At 67.9% G+C, this 23,373-nt stretch carries 23 protein-coding genes; 10 read left to right on the top strand and 13 right to left on the bottom strand.

Annotated elements, in window-relative coordinates; all coding sequences use genetic code 11:
• Positions 1-3: 3 nt before the first annotated feature.
• Both C1925_RS19140 and C1925_RS19135 read left to right on the top strand, forming a co-directional pair.
• Positions 4-1,059, top strand: coding sequence for a hypothetical protein (locus C1925_RS19140; RefSeq protein WP_108770271.1), 1,056 nt, complete (start codon positions 4-6; stop codon positions 1,057-1,059).
• A gap of 92 nt (positions 1,060-1,151) precedes the next feature.
• Positions 1,152-1,643, top strand: a complete 492-nt coding sequence (locus C1925_RS19135) for a hypothetical protein (RefSeq protein ID WP_234456072.1) — start codon at positions 1,152-1,154, stop codon at positions 1,641-1,643.
• 77 nt (positions 1,644-1,720) lie between these two features.
• On the opposite strand, the gene C1925_RS19130 is transcribed toward C1925_RS19135, so the two are convergent.
• Genes C1925_RS19130 through pdhA form a run of 4 tightly spaced genes read right to left on the bottom strand, consistent with a single transcriptional unit; the run spans position 1,721 to position 5,606 of the window.
• Positions 1,721-3,112: a dihydrolipoamide acetyltransferase family protein gene (locus C1925_RS19130; protein ID WP_108770269.1), complete on the bottom strand. Its 1,392-nt coding sequence runs from the start codon at positions 3,110-3,112 to the stop codon at positions 1,721-1,723.
• A complete protein-coding gene (locus C1925_RS19125) occupies positions 3,109-3,462 on the bottom strand; it encodes an SH3 domain-containing protein (protein WP_079223933.1) in 354 nt (117 codons plus the stop codon). The genes C1925_RS19130 and C1925_RS19125 overlap by 4 nt, the downstream gene beginning before the upstream one ends.
• 1 nt (position 3,463) lies before the next feature.
• Positions 3,464-4,531, bottom strand: a complete 1,068-nt coding sequence (locus C1925_RS19120) for an alpha-ketoacid dehydrogenase subunit beta (RefSeq protein ID WP_079223931.1) — start codon at positions 4,529-4,531, stop codon at positions 3,464-3,466.
• On the bottom strand, positions 4,524-5,606 hold the full coding sequence (gene pdhA / locus C1925_RS19115) for a pyruvate dehydrogenase (acetyl-transferring) E1 component subunit alpha (RefSeq protein ID WP_108770268.1): 1,083 nt from the start codon (positions 5,604-5,606) through the stop codon (positions 4,524-4,526). The genes C1925_RS19120 and pdhA overlap by 8 nt, the downstream gene beginning before the upstream one ends.
• 324 nt (positions 5,607-5,930) lie before the next feature.
• Here pdhA and C1925_RS19110 point away from each other — a divergent pair, with 324 nt between their 5' ends.
• From C1925_RS19110 to C1925_RS19095, 4 genes are all read left to right on the top strand, one after another.
• Positions 5,931-6,806, top strand: a complete 876-nt coding sequence (locus C1925_RS19110) for a tryptophan 2,3-dioxygenase family protein (protein ID WP_108770267.1) — start codon at positions 5,931-5,933, stop codon at positions 6,804-6,806.
• A 180-nt stretch (positions 6,807-6,986) separates the two neighbouring features.
• Positions 6,987-8,486, top strand: a complete 1,500-nt coding sequence (locus C1925_RS19105) for an oligopeptide:H+ symporter (RefSeq protein ID WP_108770266.1) — start codon at positions 6,987-6,989, stop codon at positions 8,484-8,486.
• Between the two features lie 18 nt (positions 8,487-8,504).
• The gene (locus tag C1925_RS19100; protein WP_108770265.1) at positions 8,505-9,116 is read left to right on the top strand and encodes a thioredoxin family protein; all 612 of its coding nucleotides are present in this window, start codon (positions 8,505-8,507) and stop codon (positions 9,114-9,116) included.
• A gap of 146 nt (positions 9,117-9,262) precedes the next feature.
• Positions 9,263-10,390 carry a hypothetical protein gene (locus C1925_RS19095; RefSeq protein WP_108770264.1) on the top strand — a complete coding sequence of 376 codons (1,128 nt, stop codon included), beginning with the start codon at positions 9,263-9,265 and terminating at the stop codon, positions 10,388-10,390.
• An 87-nt stretch (positions 10,391-10,477) separates the two neighbouring features.
• Here the strand turns inward: C1925_RS19095 and C1925_RS19090 are convergent, their stop codons facing one another.
• On the bottom strand, positions 10,478-10,717 hold the full coding sequence (locus tag C1925_RS19090) for a hypothetical protein (RefSeq protein WP_108770263.1): 240 nt from the start codon (positions 10,715-10,717) through the stop codon (positions 10,478-10,480).
• A 764-nt stretch (positions 10,718-11,481) separates the two neighbouring features.
• Positions 11,482-11,976 carry a MarR family winged helix-turn-helix transcriptional regulator gene (locus C1925_RS19085; RefSeq protein ID WP_079223924.1) on the bottom strand — a complete coding sequence of 165 codons (495 nt, stop codon included), beginning with the start codon at positions 11,974-11,976 and terminating at the stop codon, positions 11,482-11,484.
• Between the two features lie 129 nt (positions 11,977-12,105).
• Here C1925_RS19085 and hppD point away from each other — a divergent pair, with 129 nt between their 5' ends.
• Complete coding sequence (gene hppD, locus C1925_RS19080) at positions 12,106-13,218, top strand: 4-hydroxyphenylpyruvate dioxygenase (protein WP_174213521.1); 1,113 nt, start codon at positions 12,106-12,108, stop codon at positions 13,216-13,218.
• Between the two features lie 101 nt (positions 13,219-13,319).
• A complete protein-coding gene (gene hmgA, locus C1925_RS19075) occupies positions 13,320-14,618 on the top strand; it encodes a homogentisate 1,2-dioxygenase (protein WP_108770262.1) in 1,299 nt (432 codons plus the stop codon).
• Positions 14,619-14,782: 164 nt separating this feature from the next.
• Here hmgA and C1925_RS19070 read toward each other — a convergent pair whose 3' ends face one another.
• Positions 14,783-15,349: a hypothetical protein gene (locus C1925_RS19070; RefSeq protein ID WP_108770261.1), complete on the bottom strand. Its 567-nt coding sequence runs from the start codon at positions 15,347-15,349 to the stop codon at positions 14,783-14,785.
• 123 nt (positions 15,350-15,472) lie between these two features.
• On the opposite strand from C1925_RS19070, the gene C1925_RS19065 reads away from it, so the two are divergent.
• Entirely contained in the window at positions 15,473-16,111 is a 639-nt protein-coding gene (locus C1925_RS19065; RefSeq protein WP_108770260.1) for a hypothetical protein, read from the top strand.
• Between the two features lie 74 nt (positions 16,112-16,185).
• Positions 16,186-17,139, top strand: a complete 954-nt coding sequence (locus tag C1925_RS19060; protein ID WP_108770259.1) for a sodium:calcium antiporter — start codon at positions 16,186-16,188, stop codon at positions 17,137-17,139.
• Between the two features lie 128 nt (positions 17,140-17,267).
• Here C1925_RS19060 and C1925_RS19055 read toward each other — a convergent pair whose 3' ends face one another.
• From C1925_RS19055 to C1925_RS19030, 6 genes are read right to left on the bottom strand one after another with little or no spacing between them, the layout of a single operon-like run.
• On the bottom strand, positions 17,268-17,654 hold the full coding sequence (locus tag C1925_RS19055; protein WP_108770258.1) for a Na+/H+ antiporter subunit G: 387 nt from the start codon (positions 17,652-17,654) through the stop codon (positions 17,268-17,270).
• Positions 17,651-17,935 carry a K+/H+ antiporter subunit F gene (locus C1925_RS19050; protein WP_079223917.1) on the bottom strand — a complete coding sequence of 95 codons (285 nt, stop codon included), beginning with the start codon at positions 17,933-17,935 and terminating at the stop codon, positions 17,651-17,653. Before C1925_RS19050 ends, C1925_RS19055 begins: the two co-directional genes overlap by 4 nt.
• Entirely contained in the window at positions 17,932-18,438 is a 507-nt protein-coding gene (locus C1925_RS19045; RefSeq protein ID WP_108770257.1) for a Na+/H+ antiporter subunit E, read from the bottom strand. Before C1925_RS19045 ends, C1925_RS19050 begins: the two co-directional genes overlap by 4 nt.
• Positions 18,435-19,970, bottom strand: coding sequence for a monovalent cation/H+ antiporter subunit D (locus C1925_RS19040; RefSeq protein ID WP_108770256.1), 1,536 nt, complete (start codon positions 19,968-19,970; stop codon positions 18,435-18,437). Before C1925_RS19040 ends, C1925_RS19045 begins: the two co-directional genes overlap by 4 nt.
• Entirely contained in the window at positions 19,967-20,344 is a 378-nt protein-coding gene (locus tag C1925_RS19035; protein WP_108770255.1) for a Na+/H+ antiporter subunit C, read from the bottom strand. The genes C1925_RS19040 and C1925_RS19035 overlap by 4 nt, the downstream gene beginning before the upstream one ends.
• Positions 20,344-23,172: a monovalent cation/H+ antiporter subunit A gene (locus C1925_RS19030; protein ID WP_108770254.1), complete on the bottom strand. Its 2,829-nt coding sequence runs from the start codon at positions 23,170-23,172 to the stop codon at positions 20,344-20,346. Before C1925_RS19030 ends, C1925_RS19035 begins: the two co-directional genes overlap by 1 nt.
• Positions 23,173-23,373 lie beyond the last annotated feature (201 nt).

The following is a 23,373-nucleotide window of genomic DNA, read 5'->3' as shown; positions in this document are numbered from 1 at the left end:
GCCATGCCGGACGGCAACGCGAAGATCATCGTAGGGGCCAGCCCGGTTGCGGCCGGGCGGCGGCATACCTACCTGCTGTTCGAACATTCCGATGGCAGCCAGCAGGTGGTTCGCGGCGGCCCCGATACGCAGCCCGAAGGCAATGCGCTGTCCAACCTGGCCGGCAGTACCTTGCTGGGCTCGGACAACTACGGCCATATCCAGGTGGATGCAGCGCCGTATGAACCGCCGCAGCAGTTCGTCAGCCAGCGCCAGGCCGATGGCAGCCATGCCCGGGTGCCGCTGGACCAGGCGCGGCTGGATGATCCGGCACTGCAGCGCAATGCCGAAGGCAAGGTGATGGTGGGCGAGCAGCGCTCACCCGACTGGCCGTTCCCCGGCGAGACCCACGAACGCCAGGTGGTCTGGCAGGGCAGCGACCAGGAACTGGAAAAGAAGCTCGCTGCGGCCAAGGCGGCCGGGCAGCAGATCAACGATGCGCAGATGGAGTATTCGCCGCTCTACAACAACAGCAACGGCGTCACCAGCACGTTGATGAAGGCGGCCGACATCACGCCATCGCTGCCCAAGGACAAGGACGGCAAGACCGTGGACGCGCCGGACTTCGGCGAGAACCTGCACCAGGATGTCGGCCTTGGCTCGCACCGCAGCGGCTACTGGTTCGATGGCAAGCAGTGGTATGACGGCGACGACCGCAGGATCCAGCCGCCGCGCGATGGCGAGAAGACGGTGCCGCTGGACCCGGACGCGAAGTCGCATTCCGGTTCGGGCCCGTTGCGCATCAGCGCCAATGACGGCGAGGCACCACGGCAGGGCGGCAATGCCGGCTTCTCCACCGGGGATGCGGAGCTGGACCGCATGGCCAGTGCCTTGTATGCCGGCGACGATGCCGCCTTCAATCGTGCCACCGCGAACATCGCACAGTCGCCTGAAGTGGCCGCATTGGCACAGCAGGACCAGGCGGCCCATGAGCAGGCGCAGGTGCAGGCCCAGAACGCGGACGCCGCACAGCGCCAGCAGCCGGCGCAGCAGCCGCACGCACGCAGCATGGACGCCTGAACGGCGCACCGGGGGGAGCAGACAGCGTGGGCGAACAGGACCCCGCCGCCGTGCTGGCGGCGCTTCAGAACTCTCTGCGGCTGCAGGCCGCCATGCTGTCCAGGTTCGAGCAGCGCGAGACGCGCATGCAGGCCACCTTTGACCAGTGCGTGCAATCGCTGCAGGCGGACATGGAAGCACTCAACCGCAAGGTTGAAGCCATCGTGGGCGGTGCCAGTGCACGCATCGCATCGGATGCGAAGGACGCCGTGGCACCCGTTACCGCACAGTACGGGCGCGATCTTGCCGCCGCTGCCACGGTCCTGCGGCGCACCGGCGCCACGCTGTGGATGTGGAGCATCGCCGCCGGTGGCCTGCTGGTGCTGGTGCTGATCGTCGGCTGGGCGGTGCTGGGCTATTACCGCGGCGAACTGGCAAGCAGCAAGGAAGCGCTGCAGCGCTACGACGACGCGTTGCCGGTGCTGCAGGCGTACTACGCTTCGGATGCGGTGATCTGCGATGGCCGCGTGTGCATCAACCCTGAAGCCGGTACCCCACGCGGTGGCGGCGACAAGCCCTACCGGCGTGCCAAGGCGCGCCACTGAAGCCGGCACGCGGATGAAGAAAAGGCTGCGATCCCGGAAGATCGCAGCCTTTTGCGTTTACCGGCCTGGGCGGTGGATCAGCTGGCCAGCGCCAGATCATCCATCATCGCGCGCAGGAAGCGGGCCGCTTCACCGCCGGTGGCAGCGCGGTGATCGAAGGTCACCGACAGCGGGATGACCTTGTGCGCTTCCACGCCGCCCATCACCGGGGTCATCTGGTGGCGGGCACGGCCGGCACCGATGATGGCCACGCACGGCGGCACCACCACCGGGGTCGCGTAGCGGCCGGCGAACATGCCGAAGTTGGACAGCGAGATGGTGTAGCCGCTCAGTTCCGAGGCGGCGATGGAACGCGCTTCCACCTGCTCACGCAGGCGGTTGACGCCTTCGCGGATGCCACGGGCATCAAGCATGTCGGCATTGCGCAACGCCGGCACGAACAGGCCGTCGTCGGTGTCCACGGCGATGCCGATGTCCACCTGCGCGTGCAGGGTGCGGGTCAGCGCTTCACCGTCGAACCAGGCGTTCATCGCCGGCACCTTCTGCGCGGCAACCACGATCGCACGCACCAGGCGGGCGGTGACGTCGTTGCCCGGCAGCCAGGCGTGGATGTCGGCGTCGTCGTTCAGCGTGGTCGGCACGACCTTGCTGTGCGCGTCGGCCATCACGCGTGCCATGTTGCGGCGCACGCCCTTCAGCGGTTCCGGCTGGCCCTTGGCGACCACGCCCGGCGGCTGGGTGCGCATCGGCTTGCCGGCGGCGGACAGCGGGGTGCGGGCTTCGCTCTGCACCGGGGCGGCCACGTGGGCCGGGGCCGGCGCGGCATAGGCAGCAGCAGCGGCAGCCACCGGGGCCGGCGCAGCGCCGACCTTGGCGCTGCCGTCGGCCGCAGCCTGCTTGACGTCGGCCATGGTCACCGCGCCATCGGCGCCGGTGGCACGCACGCGGGCCAGGTCCACGCCCAGCTTGCGCGCGGTGGCACGCACGGCCGGCACGGCCTTGACGCCACCGACGGCCAGCGCCTGTTCGGTGTGCACGGCATTGGAGCTCTGCATCGCGCCGACCACGGTACCGGCGTCATCGCGCTCGGCCTTCTCTTCGGCGGCGGCAGCCACCGGGGCGGCAGCGGCCGGCAGCGGCGGCGGGTTCGGTGCGGCCGGGGCCGCCGGGGCGTGCCCGTGGCTGTGGCCGGTGTCCTGGCCATCGGCGCGCTGCGGCAGGTTCGGGTCGACCTCGAAGGTGGCCAGCACGGCACCGGTCGGGATGATGTCGCCGGCGGCGCCGGACAGCTTCAGTACCGTGCCGGACACCGGCGAGGGCACTTCCACCACGGCCTTGGCGGTCTCCATCGACACCAGCGGCGCGTCCAGCTTGATCACGTCGCCTTCCTTGACGAACCACTCGACGATGGTCGCGTCCGGCAGGCCTTCACCCAGGTCGGGCAGGTTGAAATTCTTGGTCTGGCTCATGTGCAGTTCTCTTCCAGCAGTTCCAGTTCGCGGGCCGGCAGCCAGCCCGTCGCGCCATTCGCGCGCTCGGACCACCACCACCCACCATGTTCGTGATGCAGCTTCACCATCTCGCCGTTTTCCACATCCAGCTCGCGGGCGTCGTAGTCGCGCAGGGCTTCGGCGCGACCATCGTCCAGCAGCTGCAGCCAGGCGACGGGCGCCCATCCAGCGCGCCCATCGTTGGTGCGTACCCAGGCAAACGCCGGCCATTCCTCGTCACGTACACCGACTTCGACGATCTGGCCGGTGCGGAACCGGAGTGGATTGGAATACTGGCTGCGGTAAGCCCCAAGGAGCCGTGCCCGCATGTCAGCCTGCCGCCACCGCGCGCTTGGCCGCGGTCACGATCCGGTCCACGCTGGGCAGGTACTTCATTTCCAGGCGGAACAGCGGAATGTGGGTGTCGTAGCCGGTAACGCGCTCGACCGGGGCCAGCAGGTCGTACAGGGATTCTTCGGCCAGGCGCGCGGCGATCTCGGCACCGAAACCCGCGGTCTTCGGGGCTTCCTGCACGACCACGCAGCGGCCGGTCTTGGCCACCGATTCGGCGATGGTGGCGAAGTCCAGCGGACGCAGCGTGGCCACGTCGATGACTTCGGCACTGATGCCTTCGCCGGCCAGCTTGTCGGCCGCTTCCAGCGCTTCCTTCACCTGTGCGCCCCAGGCCACCAGGGTCACGTCGGTGCCGTCGCGCAGCACGAAGCACACGTCCAGCGGCAAGGCTTCGCCGTCGTTGACGACCACTTCCTTGTACTGGCGGTAGATGCGCTTGGGCTCCATGTAGATCACCGGGTCGGGATCACGCATGGCGGCCAGCAGCAGGCCGTAGGCACGCTGCGGGCTGGACGGCAGCACCACGCGCAGGCCCGGCACGTTGGTGAAGATCGATTCGTTGGCTTCGCTGTGGTGTTCCGGCGCGCGGATGCCACCACCCCACGGCACGCGCAGCACCATCGGGCAGTGCAGGCGGCCACGGGTACGGGTACGCAGGCGCGCGGCGTGGCAGATGATGTGGTCGACCATCGGGTAGACGAAGCCGTCGAACTGGGCTTCGGCCACCGGCTTCATGCCCTGCGCGGCCAGGCCGACGGTGAGGCCGGCAATGGTGGTTTCATCCAGCGGGGTGTCGAGGATGCGCTGCGAACCGAAGCGCTGCTGCAGGCCGGCGGTGGCGCGGAACACGCCGCCGTTGACGCCCACGTCCTCGCCCAGCACCAGCACCGACGGGTCGTGTTCCAGCTCCCAGGCCAGGGCCTGGGTGATGGCTTCGATCAGGGTGATGGGGGTAGCGGTCATTGCGATATCTCCACCGGCGACAGCGGCGCTGTCGGCGGCATTGGCCTGGGAAGCGGATGCGCCCGTCTTGATGTCATCCATGGCGCTGCTCCAGGGCAATGGCGGCCGCGCGCTGGGCCAGCAGGTCCGCCGGCGGATCGGCATACAGGTAGTCGAACATCGCCTCGACCGGCTGCACCGGGGTGTTGAGGTACTGGTTCACTTCCTCGTCCACCTTGGCCGCGCACTGCTCGACCCAGGTCTTTTCTTCGTCGTCGCTCCACACGCCGTTGGCGATGAGGTACTTGCGCAGGCGCAGCATCGGCTCACGGGTCCAGGCGTCCTTCACCTCGGCGTCGTCGCGGTAACGGCGCGCGTCATCGGCGGTGGTGTGGTCGGACAGGCGGTAGGTCAGCAGTTCCAGCACGGTGCCGCCTTCGCCGGCCAGACCGCGTTCGCGGGCCTGTTCCATCGCGGCCAGCACGGCGATCAGGTCGTTGCCGTCCACCTGCAGGCAGTGCAGGCCGCCGGCCAGGCCCTTCTGGGCCAGGGTTTCGGCACCAGTCTGGGCCGAACGCGGCACCGAGATCGCCCAGCCGTTGTTGACGATGCACAGGATCAGCGGGAGCTTGTAGGCACCGGCCGAGTTGAGCGCGGCATAGAAGTCGGTCTTCGAGCTGCCGCCATCGCCGCACACCGCCACCGCGATCTGCGGTTCGTTGTTGAGCTTGAACTTCAGCGCAGCGCCGGCAGCGTGCAGGCACTGGGTGGAGATCGGCACGCAGAACGGGAAGTCCTTCACCGCGTTGCCGGTGTAGTCGTTGCCGCGCTCGTCGCCGCCCCAGTACATCAGCACGTCGTACGGGCGCACGCCACGCATGAACATGGCACCGTATTCGCGGTAGCTGGGCGCGAACACGTCGCCGGCCTTCATCGCTGCGCCGATGCCGACGTGTGCGGCTTCGTGGCCCAGGCAGGCGGCGTAGGTGCCGAGCTTGCCGGTGCGCTGCAGCGCGATGGATTTGCTGTCGAACGTGCGTACGTACAGCATCTGCTTGAACAGCGGCACCAGGACGGCCGGATCCTTCAGGGATGCGGGCAGGTCGTCACGGACGAGCTTGCCGTCCGCGTCCAGGTACTGCAGGTATTCGATCTTGAACTCAGCGGCAACCGTCATTGCGTACTGCACCTTCGACAGAGAAGTTACAAATGATATGAATCGCCATGTTAAGGATTGCGTACGAAATAGCCTTCCTGCGGCGCAACACGGGGATTCCCCTTTGTACCCCTGGCGACGGCTCGGGGGCCAATAACAACAACGTATTCAGTCGTTGCTGCAAAGCATCAGAATACGCCTTTGGCTGACTGCCGGCGCAACGCCGCAAACGGTTCCACGCGCAACGGCGGTTCCACAGGCCCACCGCACGCCCCGGTACGGTCGTCCGGCTGCCCGCACGGCAGGCAACGCGCTACCCTTGCCGCCCCTGATCTGGTCCCGCCCATGTCCGTCGACAACAACCAACGCGATCTCGAAGCCGGCATCCACACCGACCTGCAGGGGCGCCTGACCTACAGCGGCTACCTGCGCCTGGACCAGCTGCTGGCCGCGCAGCAGCCGCTGTCCAACCCGCCGCACCACGACGAGATGCTCTTCATCATCCAGCACCAGACCTCGGAGCTGTGGCTGAAGCTGCTGGGCCACGAGCTGCGTGCGGCGATCGGCTTCCTGCAGCGCGACGAAGTCTGGCAGTGCCGCAAGGTGCTGGCGCGCAGCAAGCAGGTGCTGCGCCAGCTGACCGAGCAGTGGTCGGTGCTGGAAACGCTGACCCCGTCCGAGTACATGGGCTTCCGCGACGTGCTGGGCCCGTCTTCGGGCTTCCAGTCGCTGCAGTACCGCTACATCGAGTTCCTGCTGGGCAACAAGAACGCGCAGATGCTGCAGGTGTTCGAGCACGACGTGGACGGCCAGACGCAGCTGCGCACCGTGCTGGAAGCGCCGAGCCTGTACGAGGAATTCCTGAAGTACCTGGCGCGCTTCGGCCACGATATCCCCGACCTCTACCGCGACCGCGACTGGACCCAGCCGCACGTGTCCGATGACAGCCTGCAGCCGGTGTTCGCCCGCATCTACCAGGACACCGACCGCTACTGGCGCGAGTACTCGCTGTGCGAGGACCTGGTGGACCTGGAAACCGCCTTCCAGCTGTGGCGCTTCCGCCACATGCGCACCGTGATGCGGGTGATCGGCTTCAAGCGCGGTACCGGCGGATCGTCCGGGGTGGGCTTCCTGCGACAGGCACTGGAGCTGACCTTCTTCCCCGAGCTGTTCCAGGTGCGCACCAGCCTGCAGGTCGCGCCGCCGGCCGACCTGGCCTGAGCCCCATTCAGCAAGGCCGCCGACGACGGGCTGGATCGTTTCAGATGCAAGTTCAGCGAGCAGGCCGTGACCTGCCTCAAACGGCGTGTATTTGACGTGAACGCCAGAAGTCGGTGATCCTCGCGCGTTGCTCCAGCGCACATCGGATGTGCCGTCCATCCACCGAACCAGGAAATCCGCATGAGCCTAAACGCCACTGCGAACACCCCAGAGCCGGCGCTGCCGGACTTCAAGACCACGATGGGCCACCCGCGCCCGCTGTGGATGCTGTTCATGACCGAGTTCTGGGAGCGCTTTGCGTTCTACGGCATCCGCTGGGCCTTGGTGCTGTACATCGTCGCCCAGTTCTACAACGGCAGCGCTGCCGGTGAAGGCGACGCCAGCCGCATCTACGGTGCCTACCTGGCCCTGGTGTACGCCGCGGCGATCTTCGGTGGCTACGTGGCCGACCGGGTGCTGGGTTACCAGCGATCGATCCTGACCGGCGCGATCATCATGGCCGCCGGCCTGTTCATGATCTCGCTGCCGCAGGAGCACATCTTCAAGCTCGGCCTGGCCACGATCATCGTCGGCAACGGTCTGTTCAAGCCGAACATCTCCACCATGGTCGGCAAGCTGTACGGCCTGAAGGATGAGCGCCGCGACTCGGGCTTCACCATCTTCTACATGGGCATCAACATCGGCGCGATGATCGCCCCCGTGCTGACCGAGTACCTGGCCCGCAAGGTCTTCGGTACCGATGCGATGCCGTCCTACAAGGTCGTGTTCATCGCCTCGGGCGTGGGCATGCTGATCTCGCTGGTGTGGTTCTACATCGGTCGCGCCGGCCTGAAGGGCATTGGTGCACCGCCGGTGGGTGCCGAAGGCATCGGCCCGATCATCAAGGTGCTGGTCGGTGCGGTCGTCGCCATTCCGGTGTCGTACTTCCTGCTGGCCACCGGCGCCGCCGCGCTGGCCTGGATCCTGGGCGCGATGTTCACCGCCCTGGCCATCCTGCTGCTGGTGGAAGGCATCCGCGAGGGCAAGGTGCAGCGCGACCGCGTGATCGCCATGCTGATCATCTTCGCCTTCAACGTCATGTTCTGGATGTTCTTCGAACAGGCCGGCAGCTCCTTCACCTTCCTGGCCGAGAACATCGTCAACCGCCAGATGGGCGAATGGACCTTCCCGACCGCATGGTTCCAGTCGGTCAACTCGGTGGCGATCATCGCCCTGGCGCCGATCATTGCCTGGATCTGGGTCAAGATGGGCAGCGCCAATCCGTCCATCCCGCGCAAGTTCGGCCTGGGCCTGCTGTTCAACGGCGCCGCCTTCGCCCTGCTGATGTTCGCCCTGTCGCAGATGGTCGTGGACGGCAAGATTCCGTTCTGGACCCTGTTCATGGTCTACGTCATCCAGTCGGTGGGTGAGCTGTGCCTGTCGCCGATCGGCCTGTCGATGGTGACCAAGCTGGCCCCGGTGCGCCTGGTCGGCTTCGGCATGGGTGGCTGGTTCCTGTCCACCGGCATCGGCAACAACCTGTCGGGCATCTTCGCCGGCGCGGTGTCCGGTGAAGGCGGCATGACGATCGAATCGGCGCTGAAGGGGTATACCTTCGGGTTCTGGGCCCTGATCGGCTCCGGCGTGGTGCTGTTCCTGATCGCCCCGCTGATCAACAAGCTGATGCACGGCGTCAAGTAAACACAGAGGGTAGTAGGCATGCGTACAACGTTTGGCAGTGCAGTGGTGGCAGTGGTGTGTGCGGCGCTGATCAGCGCCTGTTCCCAGCAACCGCCGCCGGCGCCTGCCGAACCGACGCAACCGCTCGATACCCGTCCCACCGAGCCACCGGCCGCTGACCCCAGCGCGCCGGTGGCCTCGGGCAACACCCCGGCCGCGGCCGACATCGCCGCCATCGCCGGCCTCAATGCCAGCTTCGACCCGGCGCGTGACCCGGCCGCCGATCTGGAAACGGCCAAGGTCGAAGCGCAGCGCGGCAACAAGCACATCATCCTGGACGTGGGCGGCGAGTGGTGCCCCTGGTGCCACCTGATGGACCAGTTCGTGGAAGGCGATGCTGAAATCCGCCGCTTCCGCGATGCCAACTATGTGTGGATGAAGGTCAACTACAGCGAAGAGAACGAGAACGCGGCGTTCCTCTCGCAGTACCCGCAGGTGAAGGGTTACCCGCACCTGTTCGTGCTCGATTCGGATGGCACCCTGCTGCAGTCGCAGTTCACCGGCGAGCTGGAAAAAGCCAAGAGCGAAGGCAAGGGCTACAACCGCAGCAAGTTCATGGCCTTCCTGAAGAAGTGGGCGCCGCAGCGCTGACCCGCCGTTTGTAGAGTCGAGCCATGCTCGACTGCCGCGCCGCTCGACTGCCCGGGTCGCTCGACGACTACAGAAACCCACCCCACGGCCGCTAACGGCAAGGACATCAGTCGACAGGATCGTCGGCTGCCCCTACCGGAGCGCCCATGCACAGCGACCACGCCCAACGCCAGCCCGACGCGGCCAGCGACGCCGCCCCCGAGGGGGTGAGCCTGCCGCCGCAGGATGCCCTGCTGGATGATGCAGGCACCGGCGAGGACGGTGTGGAGCTGGCACCGCCGCGCCACCGCCTGCCGCAGATCGCCCTGCCGGACAACGTCGTGCTGAAAGGCGCGGTGCAGAAGCTGGTTGAACAGAAGGCCCGCCTGGATCGCTTGGCCGCCGAAGGCCAGCTGGCTGGCCTGCTGCCGCCGGAGTGGCCCGCAAATGGCCTGCGCGCGATCGACCTTTCCAGCTTCGTGCAGGGCGTGCTGCCCTTCCTGCAGACCGGCGAGCGTGGCGAGACCGCGCCGGCCCGCCTGCCGGTGCGCCACGTGCTGGGTGATGACAGCCGCTGGGGCCTGCAGGACGTGGCCGAACCCAAATCGCTGGCCTGGTACCTGGCTGCGGATGAGCGAGCCACGGCCGGCAGCAAGGACGTGGCCGAAGCCTGGCTGGTCGGTGCGCTGGGTCTCGCGTTCATGCAGGAAGGGCGCAGCCGCCCCGGCTTCCTGCGCGCGATGGACCAGGACAGCCTGGCCGCGCGGGTGACCATGCTGGGCTACCCGCCGCCGGGCGAGCTTGCCCTGTACAGCGTGACTGCGCATGGCCAGGCGCAGATCTGGTGCGTGTATGGCCGGCGCAAGGTGCGCCCGCTGGTGGCGCCGTGGCTGAGCGTGCCGCTGCTGACCGCCTATGGCGTGGCCGCGCCTGCCGCCTGGCCGGCCAGCTTCCCGCCGGTGGAAGCGGTGGCCGAAGCCATTGCCGCCGCCCGCCCGGGCAAGCTGGTGCCGGAAGTGGACCTCGGCAAGGTCGTGGCGAAGATCGCCGAAGACGCCGCGGCCGAAACCTGGCAGCCGGTCAGCCTGCTGCAGCTCAACACCTGGTCGCCGCGCTGGACCTTCTTCCTCGGCACCTTTGTCGGCCTGCCGTCACTGCTGCTGGTGGCCGCCGCGCTGGCGCTGCCGGGTGCGATCGAAGCGGCGACGGTCGCGGCCTCGCTGGGCTTCGCCGGCGGTGCCATCGCCGCGCTGGCCGTGCCGTGGATCCATGCGCGGCGCAAGCACCTGAGCTGAGCCGCGGGGTCGGATCCCTTTCCGCAGGAAAGGGCTCTGACCCCATTGCGGGTAAAGGCATCGCAGCCATCCACGCATGGCGTGGATCTACTCCCGCACCACCCGCAACGCGGTCGCATAGGCCTTGGCGAAGCTGGTGAAATCGCGCAGCCGGTTCAGCGACAGCAGGAACCCGGGCGGGCAGGGCTTCAGGCGATGGTGCTCGAACCAGACGTCGGCGAAGGATTCCACCGTCGCCAGCGCCTCATCGATGCGCTGCAGGTCGGCCTCATGATCGATGGAGACAGGGGCGGGCGCCGGAACCTTGCGGCGGGCGGATCGGGACATGGTGGGATTCCTGAGCCTGGGTCAACGGGCTTTCAACCCCGGCAGCGGTGCTCCGCTGCGCGCCCAACCTCGCCCCGGTGGGGCCGGTCGTCCAATAGGCAAAATCACTCGATTGAAGCCGTTGGATAGGCCCGACCTGTCCAAGACGACGCTACCGGGCCGATCCCGAAACATCAGGCGGCAAAGCCGACAGGCCGTGACGCGTCCGGGATGAGTGCCGTTCGTCGGCGAATGCCAAGCCGCGTGCACCCAATGTCATCAAAGATGGCCCGACGCATGCGCGCAGGGTTGCCGGCGACACGTCGGGGATGGCAGCCAACGTCATCCACGCATGGCGTGGATCTACCAGAGCGGCGTCCGGCTAGGGTGGGTGCCGACCGTTGGTCGGCACGGGTTCTGACCCACAATTAATTTCGCTATCTGACAGATGTGCCGACCAACGGTCGGCACCCACCGACAGCGCACGGAATCTGTCAGAGGTGGGGCGGTGTGGGCTTGCAGGACCGTTGGCGCCATGGATGGCGCCATCGAGCCCCCAGGGGTGAGGGCGCTTTGCTTGCGAAGCATTGCTTCGCAAGCGCCCGAACGCACAGCCGCCAGCGGCTGGGCCGGACCCCGGAGGGGGGGTCACGGCGTGTCCTGCAAGGCCACACCGCCCCGCCATCCCACGGAAAGCCAGCTGTTGCTCTGGACGTTGCCCTAGTCGAGCACGATCGACGCGACCGGGTACCGGGGGCCGGGGCAGGGCCCCGGAAACCTTCCCCTCAGACGCCTTCGCCCATCCGCTCCAGGCCATCACCCGCCAGCCGCAGGATCAGCTTCTCCAGCACCTGCTCCTCTTCCTCGCTCAGCACCGACATCAGCTTGCGGGTGATCTCGATCACCAGCGGCGCGATCGTCTCGTACACCTCGAAACCCGCCGCCGACAGCGCCAGCACCGAGCGCCGGCGGTCGTCGCCGTGCGTCTCACGCTTGATGAAACCGCGCTCCAGCAGCCGTGCCACCGCCCGGCTGACCGCCACCTTGTCCATCGCCGTGCGGTCGGAGACCTCACTGGCCGACGACCCCGGATACAGCGCCAGGATGGTGATCACCCGCCACTCGGGAATGGCCAGGCCGTAACGGTCGCCATAAAGTTTGGCGATGTTGCCGCTCACGCGGTTGGACAGCACGCTCAGCCGATACGGCAGGAACTGTTCCAGGTCGAGCAGGACGTGCGAGGCACGCACGCGGGTGGAGGCGGGGTCGGCTGGGCTCATGCTGCGGTGCACCTTGCTGGTGGTTTCAAGTGTAACTATAAGTGGTATGTCCGGACCCTGCATTCTCGCCGGGTCCACCCTAGCCCGCACCTGGTTTGTACCGATGCGGTACCGATTCGGAGCCACGCCATGAATACCGCAGTCCCGACCGCCTCGCACCCGAACCCCGGCATGCAGGTCACCACCTTCGAAAACCCGATGGGCATCGACGGCTTCGAGTTCGTCGAATTTGCCGCCCCGGCCGGCCGTGGCCGGGAGCTGCACGAGTACTTCCGCAAGATGGGCTTCAGCGCGGTGCTCAAGCACAAGCAGCGTCCGATTACCGTCTATCGCCAGGGCGACGTCAACTTCCTCGTCAACGAAGACCCCGATTCCTTCGCCGCCGACTTCGCCGAAAAGCACGGTCCGTGCGCCTGCGGCTTCGCCATCCGCTTCAAGAAGCCGGGCCAGGAGGTCTACCAGACCGCCCTGGGCAACGGCGCCGAAGCCATCGCCTTCAAGCCGGACAGCAAGGCGGTCAACGCCCCGGTCATCAAGGGCATCGGCGATTGCATGCTGTACCTGGTGGACCGCTACGGCAGCGCCGGCAGCGTCTTCGATGGCGACTACGAGGTGATCGACGGCGCCGACCTGCGTCCGTTCGGCTTCGGCCTGACCTTCATCGACCACCTGACCCACAACCTGTACTTCGGCAACATGCAGCAGTGGTCGGATTACTACGAGCGCCTGTTCAACTTCCGCGAGATCCGCTACTTCGACATCAAGGGCCTGAAGACCGGCCTGGTGTCCAAGGCGATGACCGCGCCGGACGGCATCGTGCGCATCCCGCTGAACGAATCGTCCGACCCGAAGAGCCAGATCAACGAGTACCTGGACGCGTACAAGGGCGAGGGCATCCAGCACATCGCCTGCTTCACCGACAACATCTACGAGACCGTCGAAGCCATGCGCGCGCAGGGCGTGGATTTCCTCGACACGCCGGAAACCTACTTCGATGTGATCGACCAGCGCGTGCCGAACCACGGTGAAGACGTGGCGCGCCTGGCGAAGAACAAGATCCTGATCGACGCCGATCCGGAAACCCACCAGCGCAAGCTGCTGCAGATCTTCACCCAGAACTGCATCGGCCCGATCTTCTTCGAGATCATCCAGCGCAAGGGCAACGAAGGCTTCGGCGAAGGCAACTTCACCGCGCTGTTCGAAAGCATCGAGCGCGACCAGATCCGCCGCGGCGTGCTGTAACGTTCATCGGCAGCGCCGGGCCACGCCCGGCGGCTGCTCACCAGTAGAGCCGAGCCATGCTCGGCTGCTTTCCGTTCCGGCATCGCGTTCCAGGAGCCACCATGTCCACCACCCTCACCGCCCGCGGCTACCAGTCCGGTTTCGGCAACGAATTCGCCACCGAGGCCGTCGCCGGCGCGCTGCCGGTCGGGCAGAACTCACCGCAGAAGGTGGCCCACGGCCTGTACGCCGAGCAGCTGTCCGGCACCGCGTTCACCGCGCCGCGCGGCAGCAACCGCCGCAGCTGGCTGTACCGCATCCGCCCGGCGGTGACCCACGGCGAATTCACCCCGTTCGCGCAGTCGCAGCTGCAGTGTGATTTCGGCGCGCAGCCGGCCTCGCCGAACCAGCTGCGCTGGAGCCCGCTGCCGCTGCCGGAACTGCCGACCGATTTCGTCGAAGGCCTGTACACCATGGGCGGCAACGGCGCGCCCGATGCGCATGCCGGCGTCGGCATCCATCTGTACGCCGCCAACCGGGACATGGTCGGCCGCTACTTCTACAACGCCGACGGCGAACTGCTGATCGTGCCGCAGCTGGGCGCGCTGCGCCTGCTGACCGAACTGGGCGTGATCGAGATCGAACCGCAGCAGATCGCGGTCATTCCGCGCGGCGTGCGCTTCCGCGTCGAGCTGCCCGACGGCCCCAGCCGCGGCTACATCTGCGAAAACTACGGCGCGCTGCTGAAGCTGCCGGACCTGGGCCCGATCGGTGCCAACGGCCTGGCCAACCCGCGCGACTTCGAAACCCCGCACGCCGCATTCGAGGATGTGGACGGTGATTTCGAACTGATCGCCAAGTTCGAGGGCCGCCTGTGGCGCGCGCCCATCGACCATTCGCCGCTGGACGTGGTGGCCTGGCACGGCAACTACGCGCCGTACCGCTACGACCTGCGCCGCTTCAACACGATCGGCTCGATCAGCTACGACCATCCGGACCCGTCGATCTTCCTGGTGCTGCATTCGCCCAGCGACACGCCGGGCACCAGCAACATGGATTTCGCCATCTTCCCGCCGCGCTGGCTGGTGGCGCAGAACACGTTCCGCCCGCCGTGGTTCCACCGCAACATCGCCAGCGAGTTCATGGGCCTGGTGCACGGTGCCTACGACGCCAAGGCCGAGGGCTTCGTGCCCGGTGGCGCGTCGCTGCACAACTGCATGAGCGGCCATGGCCCGGATGCGCCGACCTTCGACAAGGCGTCCAATGCCGACCTGTCCAAGGCCGATGTCATCAAGGACACGATGGCCTTCATGTTCGAGACCCGCGCAGTGATCCGCCCGAGCGCGCAGGCCGTGGCCGCCAGCCATCGCCAGGGCGATTACCAGCAGTGCTGGAACGGCCTGCGCAACAATTTCCGTTGATTCATCGCATCCACGCATGGCGTGGATCTACTGGGGGCTGCGGGATCCATGCATGGCGTGGATCTACTGGCGGGCTGCGGGATCCATGCATGGCGTGGATCTTCGCGGTCAATGCGACCGGGTGATGTTGTAGATCCACGCCATGCGTGGGTGTTTTCGCAACCCTACGCCGTTGCCGCAAACGCGTCGCAGTGCTCCATCGGCAGCGCCTCCAGCAGGCGCTGCCGAACGCGCTCGCAGTAGCCTTCTGAGGTCATGCCGGGCAGTACCTGCAGCGCCGCCTGCAGCACCTTCACCACGTCGTTCTCGGCGCGGGCCTGCTGCAGGTCGCGGAACAGGGCGGCCGCCATCGGGTTGCGCTGCATCTCGAGGATGCCCAGCAGGTAGATGCGTGCGGCCACCAGCGAGCGGCGGCGCTCGACCGGTGCGGCCGGGGCGGGGGCTGGCACGGGGGCGGGCACGGGTGCGGCTGCCGCCGCCGCCGCAGGGCGGGGCGCGGCAGGCGCTGGCGCTGCAGATGGACTCGCCGCTGCGGGCGCGCCGGTTTCCAGATAGCCGCCCTGGATCAGCTGGATCACCATGGCAGGCGCTTCCTGGCCCATCAAGCCGGTCAGGTCGGCGATGCTGCGCTGGCCATCGCACAGGATCAGCAGGCGGCGCTGGCGCATGTCCAGCGGCGCGCGGTGGGCCTGCAGCGCGGTTCGGGCGAGGTCGGTCTTGCGCGGTTGCATGGGAGGGACAGCCAAGTCGGTGCACGCCGAGCCTGAACGCGGGGCATGAAACGGCGATGACAATGCAGCGCCTGCACGCGCGCTGCGCTAGCGTGCAGCCATCTCGTGCCAAGGATCCGCGCCATGAAACACCTCCCGATTGCCGGTCTGTTGCTGCTGTCGCTGGCCGCCTGTTCGCGCAGCCCCGACAGCCCCGAGGCTGCCCCCGCCCCGGCCAAGGACACGGCGACCGCCACCGCCCCGGCCGATGCCGACCTGGCCACCACCTCGCCGGCCGACCCGCGCAGCGACAGCCCGGCGCGGCTGGATGGCTTCGGCGGCGCCCGCCTGGGCGCGTCCATCGCCGACGTGCGCAGTGGCTTCGGCGCGCCCCTCCAGGTCATGAACCTGGATGCGACCGGCAAGCCGTTGCCGGACAATGACAACGACGACGAATGCTATTACCTGCACCCGCAGGGGGCCGATGATCCGCGCCTGATGATCGAAGGCCGCAAGCTGGTGCGCTACGAGGTGTTCAGCACCGGCATCGTCGCACCGGGCGGCGGCAAGGTCGGCATGACCCTGGGCGAGCTGCAGCTGCTGTACCCCGAACGCGCCGACGTCGGCCCGGACAAGTACGACGAGAAGGCCCAGCACCTGCGCGTGCGCCCGGCCCAGGAGGGCGCGGGCATCATCGATTTCGAGGTGGCACCCGACGGTAAGGTCAGCGGCTGGCGGGTCGGCCAGACCCCGCAGGTGGATTACGTGGAAGGCTGCCTCTGACCACCACGACCGTGGCCCACCCGCAGCGGGTGGGCCACGCGTAGAATCGCGCCACGACCGCTGGGGAGTGCTCGATGATCGCCATCTCGATTGCCTGGTTCCTGCTTGGCCTGCTGCTGCTGGCGCTGGGCGGGGATTCCATCGTCAAGGCCGTGTCCGGCCTCGCCCAGCGCTTCGGCGCCAGCGCTTTCACTGCGGGCCTGCTGCTGCTCGGCGTCGCCACCTCGCTGCCGGAACTGGCGGTCAATGCGCGCGCGCTGCTCGTCGGCCAGCCCGAGCTGGCCCTGGGCAACGCCATCGGCAGCAGCATCGCCAATCTCGGCCTGACCCTGGCCGTGGCTGCCATCGCCGCGCCGCTGGTGCTGCGCGCTCGCCTGCAGGGCGTGCTGTGGTGGTCGCTGCTGGCCGCCGGCCTGCTGCTGATCGTGTTCGGCCTGGATGGTCGCCTGCAGCGCTGGGAAGCCGGCGTGCTGGTGGCGGGCTTCGTGCTGGTGCAGATCGTGCTGCTGCGTCGCGGGCGCCTGGAAGCGCCGGACGTGCAGGCGGTCATCGCCGAATCCGCGTTGAGCCGCACCAGCCTGCCGCTGAACGTGCTGCGCGTGCTGATCGCCGCGCTGACGCTCTACTGGGGGGCGCGCCTGGTGGTGGGCGCTGCGGCGGATTTCGGTGCGGCGCTGGGCTGGACGCCGCTGCTGGTCGGCCTGCTGCCGGTGGCCATCGGCACCACGCTGCCGGAAGTAGCCGCGGCCATCGCAGCCGCGCGCCGTGGCCACGGTGACATGGTGCTGGGCCACGTGCTGGGCTCCAGCGTGGTCAACCTGCTGCTGGTGATCGGCGCGATGGGGCTGCTGCAGCCGCTGGCGCTGCCGGCCTCGTTCGTGCGCCTGGAACTGCCGGCGCTGCTGGCCTTCGCCCTGGTGCTGTACCCGATGCTGCGCGGTGACCTGAAGATCAGCCGTGGCGAAGGCGGGATCCTGCTCGGCGCATTCGTCGCGTGGCTGGGCCTGGAGATCGCCCTGGTCCTGTAGATCCACGCCATGCGTGGATGACGGGCCGTGCCGACCAACGGTCGGCACCCACCAAGAGCGGGCCGTGCCGACCAACGGTCGGCACCCACCAAGAGCGGGCAATGCCGACCAACGGTCGGCACCTACCGTCAGCTTGCGGGGGTTTCCTCTTCCCGCGCCGGTTCCGGCGGCGGCAGCTGCTCTTCCTTCGCGCGCTCGTTGCCCGGCAGGCTGGGGCGGGTTTCCATCAGCAGCGACAGCGCGGCCTTGGCCATCATGTGCGCGCTGATCGGCGCGGTGATGAACAGGAACACGGTGATCAGCAGCTCGCGCGGCTGCGGGTCCTGGCCCAGGAAGATGTGGTAGCAGACCGAGCACGCCAGCACGCAGCCCACGCCCAGCGTGCTGGCCTTGGTCGGCGCGTGCAGACGCTTGAAGAACGTCGACAGCTTCACCAGCCCCAGTGCACCGACCAGGATGAAGAAGCACCCAAACAGCAGCAGCACCGACAGGGCGATCTGGATGAAGGTGATCATTCGACGATGTCCCGGCGCAGCACGAACTTGCTCAGCACCACCGTGCTGCCGAAGCCGAGCATGGCAATGACCAGCGCCGCTTCGAAGTAGATCGCCGAGTTGAGGTACATGCCGAACAGCATCAGCTCGGCGATGGCGGTCACCGACAGCGTGTCCAGCGCGAGGATGCGGTCTGGCACGGTGGGGCCGCGCAGCAGGCGCCAGGTGCCCAGCAGCATGGCCAGGCCGACCACGTGCATGCACACCACCAGGGTGGTCTGGATGATCTGGAATCCAGTCATGGGAAGATCTCCATCAGCGGGGCTTCGTAACGTCGCTTGATCGTGTCGATCAGTTCCTGCGGGTCTTCCAGGTGCAGCACGTGCACCAGCAGGTACTTGCGGTCATCGCTCAGCGCGGCCGACACGGTGCCCGGGGTCAGGGTGATCATGCTGGTCAGCGCGGCGATGCCATGGATGTTGGCGATATCCAGCGGCAGCCAGATGAAACCGGGGTGGATGTTGCGCTCCGGGCCGAGCACCTGGATGGCCACGCGGATGTTGGACATCAGGATGTCCCACAGGGTGACGACCAGCAGCTTGGGCACCGGCCGCAGCGTGCCGATGCTGGCGAACTCGCGGTCCAGGCGCGCGGCGAACAGCGGCACCACCACGCCCAGCACCAGGCCCAGCACGATCTGGCCGAGGGTGAAGCTGTCGGACATCAGCAGCCAGAACGCCACCACCATCATGCTCAGGGCGGGCGAGGGGAACACGCGGCGGCGGAAGGAACGCTTGGCGGTCATGGCTGGCGGATCTCCGGCGTGGTCGCGCGCAACTGCTGCACGTAGTCACCCGGCTGCAGCAGCTGGGCGGCGATGGCGTCGGTGTGGCGCATCAGCGGCGCGGCGGCCACGGCCATGCCGACGCCGTAGGCCAGCAGCAGGCACGCGGCATACAGCTCGATGCGGCGCAGCGGTGCCTTGCGCGGCGGCGGCGCGTCCGGGTCGGGCGTCGGCACGCGCCAGAACAGGCGGATGCCGCCGCGGGTCAGGCCCATGATGACCAGCAGGCTGCTGACCAGCACCGCCGTCCACACCGCGGCGGTGTACTGCGCCGGCATGCCGGCCAGCAGCGCGGCCTTGGCCAGGAAGCCGGACAGCGGCGGCAGGCCGGCCACCGACACCGCGCCGATCAGGAACAGCACGGCCGGCGTTTCCTTGCCCGGCATCGGTGCCACCACTTCCTTGCGGTCGCTGGCACCGCCACGGCGGCGGCGGATCAGGTCGGCGATGAGGAACAGGGCCGCCGCCACGAAGCTGCTGTGCGGCAGGTAGTAGAGGCCGGCCGACAGCACCTTCGGCGTGCCCACCGCGAAGGCGATGAACAGCGTCGCCGCCGAAACGACGACCAGATAGGAGATCAGCACACGCAGGCGGGCCGCGGCCAGCGCGCCGAGGCCGCCCAGCACCAGGGTGGCCACGCCGGCCCACAGCAGCCAGTCGCGGCCGTAGCCGGCCAGCGCGCCTGCGTCCTCGCCGAACCACAGCATCTGCACGCGCAGCACCGCGTACAGGCCGACCTTGGTCATGATCGCGAACAGCGCCGCCACCGCCGCCGGCGCACGCGCATAGGATTCGGGCAGCCACAGGTACAGCGGCATCAGCGCGGCCTTGGCGCAGAACACCAGCAGCAACAGGCCGATGGTCGCTTTCACCAGGGTCAGCTGCGAGGCCGGTACCTCGGCGATGCGCTGCGACAGCTCGGCCATGTTCAGCGACCCCAGCGAGGCATACAGCAGGCCCAGCGCGATCAGGAACAGGGTCGAGGCGGTGACGTTGAACACCACGTAGTGCAGGCCGATGCGCATGCGCAGGCCACGGCCGCCGCTCAGCAGCAGGCCGTAGGAGGCGATCAGCATCACCTCGAAGAACACGAACAGGTTGAAGATGTCGCCGGTCAGGAACGCACCGTTCAGGCCCACCAGCTGGAACTGGAACAGCGCGTGGAAGTGCGGCGCGCGCCGGTCCCAGCCCGAGCACGCATGCATCAGGCAGGGGATGGCCAGCAGCAACGTGGTCAGCAGCATCCACGCCGACAGGCGGTCGGCCACCAGCGCGATGCCCAGCCGCGAGGGCCAGTCACCCAGCAGGTAGACGTTGATGTCACCGCCGGCGGTCTGCGCGAACAGCAGGCCCACCACCACGGCCAGCGCCGCCATCGCGGTCCAGGCCACGCTGCGCTGCACCTTCGGGCCATAGCGGCGGTGTTCGACGAACAGGGACAGCGCGGCGCCGAGCAGCGGAACCAGGATCGGCAGGATCACCAGATGATTCATGCCTGGTCCTCGCCCCGACGCGGCGGTGCGTCCTCATCCGGTTCGTGCGCATCCACGTGGTCGCTGTGGTTGTCGCTGCGGCTGCGCATCGCCAGCACGATGGTCACCGCGGTCATCGCAAAGGCGATGACGATGGCGGTCAGCACCAGCGCCTGCGGCAGCGGATCGGTGTAGTTGCCCAGGTTGCTGTCCACGCCTTCCTTCAGTACCGGCGCCTTGCCCAGCACCACGCGGCCACCGGCGAAGATCAGCAGGTTGGTGGCGTAGGACAGGAAGGTCATGCCGAGGATCACATCGAAGCTGCGCGCGCGCAGCAGCAGGTAGACGCCGATGGCGGTCAGCACGCCGATCGCGGTGGCCAGGGCCAGTTCCATCAGTGCATCTCCCCGGTGCGGGCCGAACGGCGTTGCAGGTCGATCTCGCCCCGGCGCGCGGTGCGCGTGCGCGACGGCTTGACCGTGCCCATCATCGACAGCATCAGCATGGCGCCGCCGAACACCACCAGGTACACGCCGATGTCGAACCCGATCGCGCTGGCCAGCGGTACTTCACCGATCAGCGGCAGGTGCAGGTCGAGGTGGCCGCTGGTCAGGAACGGCACGCCGAACAGCATCGAGGCGCTGCCGCTGAGCAGGGCGATCAGCAGGCCCATGCCGATGCAGCGGATGTAGTCGAAGCCGAAGCGCGATTCGACCGAGGCGGTGCCCTGGATCACGTACTGGATCAGCAGCGGCACCGCCAGCACCAGGCCGGCGATGAAGCCGCCGCCGGGCGCGTTGTGGCCGCGCAGGAACAGGAAGATCGACACCGTCAGGGTGAGCGGGAACATGATCTGGGCCAGATCGGCCGGCACCGGCAGCTTGATCGGCGGGCCCGGCATGATCTGTTCCGGCGCCATGCGCGTGCGCCGCAGCAGGGCATGCACCACCAGCGCGGCGATGCCGAACACGGTGATCTCGCCGAAGGTATCGAAGCCGCGGAAGTCGACCAGGATCACGTTGACCACGTTCTGCCCATAGGCCTCGGGCAGGGCGCGGGCGAGCATCTCGCCGGCCATGGTGTTCGGCGGCAGGGTCATCGCGCTGTAGGCCAGCGCGCCGAGGCCGGCGCCGGCGATGATCGCGATGACCGCATCGCGCTGCTTGCGCCAGCGCGGCCGCTCCGGCCCGGACTGGGCGGGCAGGTAGTTCATGCCCAGCAGCATCAGCACCAGGGTCACCATCTCCACCAGCAGCTGGGTCAGGGCCAGGTCGGGGGCGGACAGGAACACGAAGGTGAGCGACACCATCAGGCCGACGCCACCGACCAGCAGCACCGCCAGCAGGCGCTGCTTGTAGACGCGGAGGGTAGCCACGGCGCAGGCCATCATCACCAGCCACAGCGCCCAGCCCAGCAGCGGCATCGACTGCGGCCTGGTCCAGTTGGGCGAGGCCGGGTTGGCGATGTAGGGCGCGGCGGCCACGGTGATGGCCACCAGCACCAGGCCCAGCAGCATGCGCTGCAGGCTGCCGTTGGCGATGCCGTTGGTCAGGCGCATGGCCAGCGCGGACACCGTGTCCAGCTGGGCGTGGAAGACGTTGCGGCCGGTGGCGGTGTTCTGCACGCCGTGCAGGTTGATCAGCTTGCGCAGGCCGAAGTACAGGGCCACGCCGCCGACCACGCCGATCGCGCTCATCGCCAGCGGCAGGTTGAAGCCGTGCCAGACCGACAGGCTGTACTCGGGCATGGCGTTGCCGAGGATGGAGCCGGCCGCGGCATGCAGCACCGGGGCCACGGTCAGCGCCGGGGCGATGCCCACCGCCACGCAGATCACCACCAGGATCTCCACCGGCACCTTCATCCAGCGCGGCGGCTCGTGCGGCACGCGGTCCAGGTCGTGCGGGCCGGGGCCGAAGAAGGTGTCGTGCACGAAGCGCAGGCTGTAGGCCACGCCGAACACGCCGGCCAGCAGCGCGGCGATCGACACCGCGGTGCGCATGGTGCCCGGGCCGCCGGCGGTCAGCGCCTCGGCAAACAGCATTTCCTTGGACAGGAAGCCGTTGAGCAGCGGGATGCCGGCCATCGCCAGCGAGGCGATGATCGCCAGCGCGCTGGTGAAGGGCATCAGCCTGCGCAGGCCACCCAGCTTGCGCATATCACGGGTGCCGGTTTCGTGGTCGATGATGCCGGCGGCCATGAACAGCGAGGCCTTGAACGTGGCGTGGTTGAGGATGTGGAACACGCCGGCCACCACCGCCATCGGCGTGGACAGGCCGAACAGCAGGGTGATCAGGCCGAGGTGGGAAATGGTCGAGTAGGCCAGCAGGCCCTTCAGGTCGTGCTGGAAGATCGCGTTCCAGGCGCCGATCAGCAGGGTCAGCGCGCCGATGCCGCTGACCGTATAGAAGAACAGGTCGGTGCCGGCCAGGGCCGGGTGCAGGCGGGCCAGCAGGAACACGCCGGCCTTCACCATGGTGGCCGAATGCAGGTAGGCCGACACCGGGGTGGGCGCGGCCATCGCGTGCGGCAGCCAGAAGTGGAACGGGAACTGCGCGCTCTTGGTGAAGATGCCGGCCAGCACCAGGAACAGGGCATAGGGGTAGAGCGCGCTGGCGCGGATCTGGTCGCCGGCGGCCAGCACCACGTCCAGGTCGAAGCTGCCGACGATGCGGCCGATCAGCAGCACGCCACCGAGCAGGGCCAGGCCGCCGCCGCCGGTGATCACCAGCGCCATCCGCGCGCCCTCGCGGGCGTCCTTGCGGTGCGACCAGAAGCCGATCAGCAGGAACGAGCTGATGCTGGTCATTTCCCAGAACACCATCAGCAGCAGCAGGTTGCCGGAGATCACCATGCCCAGCATGGCGCCCATGAACAGCAGCAGGTAGCAGTAGAAGCGGTGCGCGTTGTCCTGGCTGCTGAGGTAGTAGCGCGCGTAAAGCACCACCAGCGCGCCGATGCCCAGCACCATGCCGGCGAACATCCAGGCCAGGCCGTCCAGGCGCAGGGCGAAGTCCAGCCCTATCTGCGGCAGCCAAGGCATCACGCTGCGGACCACCTGCCCCTCCATGATGGCCGGGGTCAGCCAGCCGAGGATGGCCAATCCGCCCAACGGCGCCAGCGCCGCCAGCCAGGCGGCTGTCGAGCGGGAACTACGGGGGAAGGCCGCAACAGCCACTGCCATCAGGAACGGCAGGGCCAGCAGCAGGGGCAGGCTGGGGAGCATGCAGGGAATCCATGATTCACGAGCAGGTCATTGAGTCTAACAGTCAGCCAAATGCCGCCGAAACCCATGTAACGGCCACAAACGGCATGTAACGTGCGCTATTCATCTTTTTTGCGGTGCGGCATGCCCATTCCAGGGCCTTGCGGCGTGTGGTCGCCGGCTTTGCAGGATCGGCTCCCTACGCCCGCGCATGGCGGCCTG

The organism is Stenotrophomonas sp. SAU14A_NAIMI4_5, assembly GCF_003086795.1.
Taxonomy (GTDB): Bacteria; Pseudomonadota; Gammaproteobacteria; order Xanthomonadales; family Xanthomonadaceae; genus Stenotrophomonas.
Note: the sequence above shows the minus strand (reverse complement) of the source record. Positions and strands in the feature narration are given on the sequence as shown.

Coding starts and splice junctions, on each gene's coding strand:
- C1925_RS19140 (WP_108770271.1), top strand. CDS start 4: ATGCCGGACGGCAACGCGAAGATCATCGTAGGGGCCAGCCCGGTTGCG.
- C1925_RS19135 (WP_234456072.1), top strand. CDS start 1,152: ATGCTGTCCAGGTTCGAGCAGCGCGAGACGCGCATGCAGGCCACCTTT.
- C1925_RS19130 (WP_108770269.1), bottom strand. CDS start 3,112: ATGAGCCAGACCAAGAATTTCAACCTGCCCGACCTGGGTGAAGGCCTG.
- C1925_RS19125 (WP_079223933.1), bottom strand. CDS start 3,462: ATGCGGGCACGGCTCCTTGGGGCTTACCGCAGCCAGTATTCCAATCCA.
- C1925_RS19120 (WP_079223931.1), bottom strand. CDS start 4,531: ATGGATGACATCAAGACGGGCGCATCCGCTTCCCAGGCCAATGCCGCC.
- pdhA (WP_108770268.1), bottom strand. CDS start 5,606: ATGACGGTTGCCGCTGAGTTCAAGATCGAATACCTGCAGTACCTGGAC.
- C1925_RS19110 (WP_108770267.1), top strand. CDS start 5,931: ATGTCCGTCGACAACAACCAACGCGATCTCGAAGCCGGCATCCACACC.
- C1925_RS19105 (WP_108770266.1), top strand. CDS start 6,987: ATGAGCCTAAACGCCACTGCGAACACCCCAGAGCCGGCGCTGCCGGAC.
- C1925_RS19100 (WP_108770265.1), top strand. CDS start 8,505: ATGCGTACAACGTTTGGCAGTGCAGTGGTGGCAGTGGTGTGTGCGGCG.
- C1925_RS19095 (WP_108770264.1), top strand. CDS start 9,263: ATGCACAGCGACCACGCCCAACGCCAGCCCGACGCGGCCAGCGACGCC.
- C1925_RS19090 (WP_108770263.1), bottom strand. CDS start 10,717: ATGTCCCGATCCGCCCGCCGCAAGGTTCCGGCGCCCGCCCCTGTCTCC.
- C1925_RS19085 (WP_079223924.1), bottom strand. CDS start 11,976: ATGAGCCCAGCCGACCCCGCCTCCACCCGCGTGCGTGCCTCGCACGTC.
- hppD (WP_174213521.1), top strand. CDS start 12,106: ATGAATACCGCAGTCCCGACCGCCTCGCACCCGAACCCCGGCATGCAG.
- hmgA (WP_108770262.1), top strand. CDS start 13,320: ATGTCCACCACCCTCACCGCCCGCGGCTACCAGTCCGGTTTCGGCAAC.
- C1925_RS19070 (WP_108770261.1), bottom strand. CDS start 15,349: ATGCAACCGCGCAAGACCGACCTCGCCCGAACCGCGCTGCAGGCCCAC.
- C1925_RS19065 (WP_108770260.1), top strand. CDS start 15,473: ATGAAACACCTCCCGATTGCCGGTCTGTTGCTGCTGTCGCTGGCCGCC.
- C1925_RS19060 (WP_108770259.1), top strand. CDS start 16,186: ATGATCGCCATCTCGATTGCCTGGTTCCTGCTTGGCCTGCTGCTGCTG.
- C1925_RS19055 (WP_108770258.1), bottom strand. CDS start 17,654: ATGATCACCTTCATCCAGATCGCCCTGTCGGTGCTGCTGCTGTTTGGG.
- C1925_RS19050 (WP_079223917.1), bottom strand. CDS start 17,935: ATGACTGGATTCCAGATCATCCAGACCACCCTGGTGGTGTGCATGCAC.
- C1925_RS19045 (WP_108770257.1), bottom strand. CDS start 18,438: ATGACCGCCAAGCGTTCCTTCCGCCGCCGCGTGTTCCCCTCGCCCGCC.
- C1925_RS19040 (WP_108770256.1), bottom strand. CDS start 19,970: ATGAATCATCTGGTGATCCTGCCGATCCTGGTTCCGCTGCTCGGCGCC.
- C1925_RS19035 (WP_108770255.1), bottom strand. CDS start 20,344: ATGGAACTGGCCCTGGCCACCGCGATCGGCGTGCTGACCGCCATCGGC.
- C1925_RS19030 (WP_108770254.1), bottom strand. CDS start 23,172: ATGCTCCCCAGCCTGCCCCTGCTGCTGGCCCTGCCGTTCCTGATGGCA.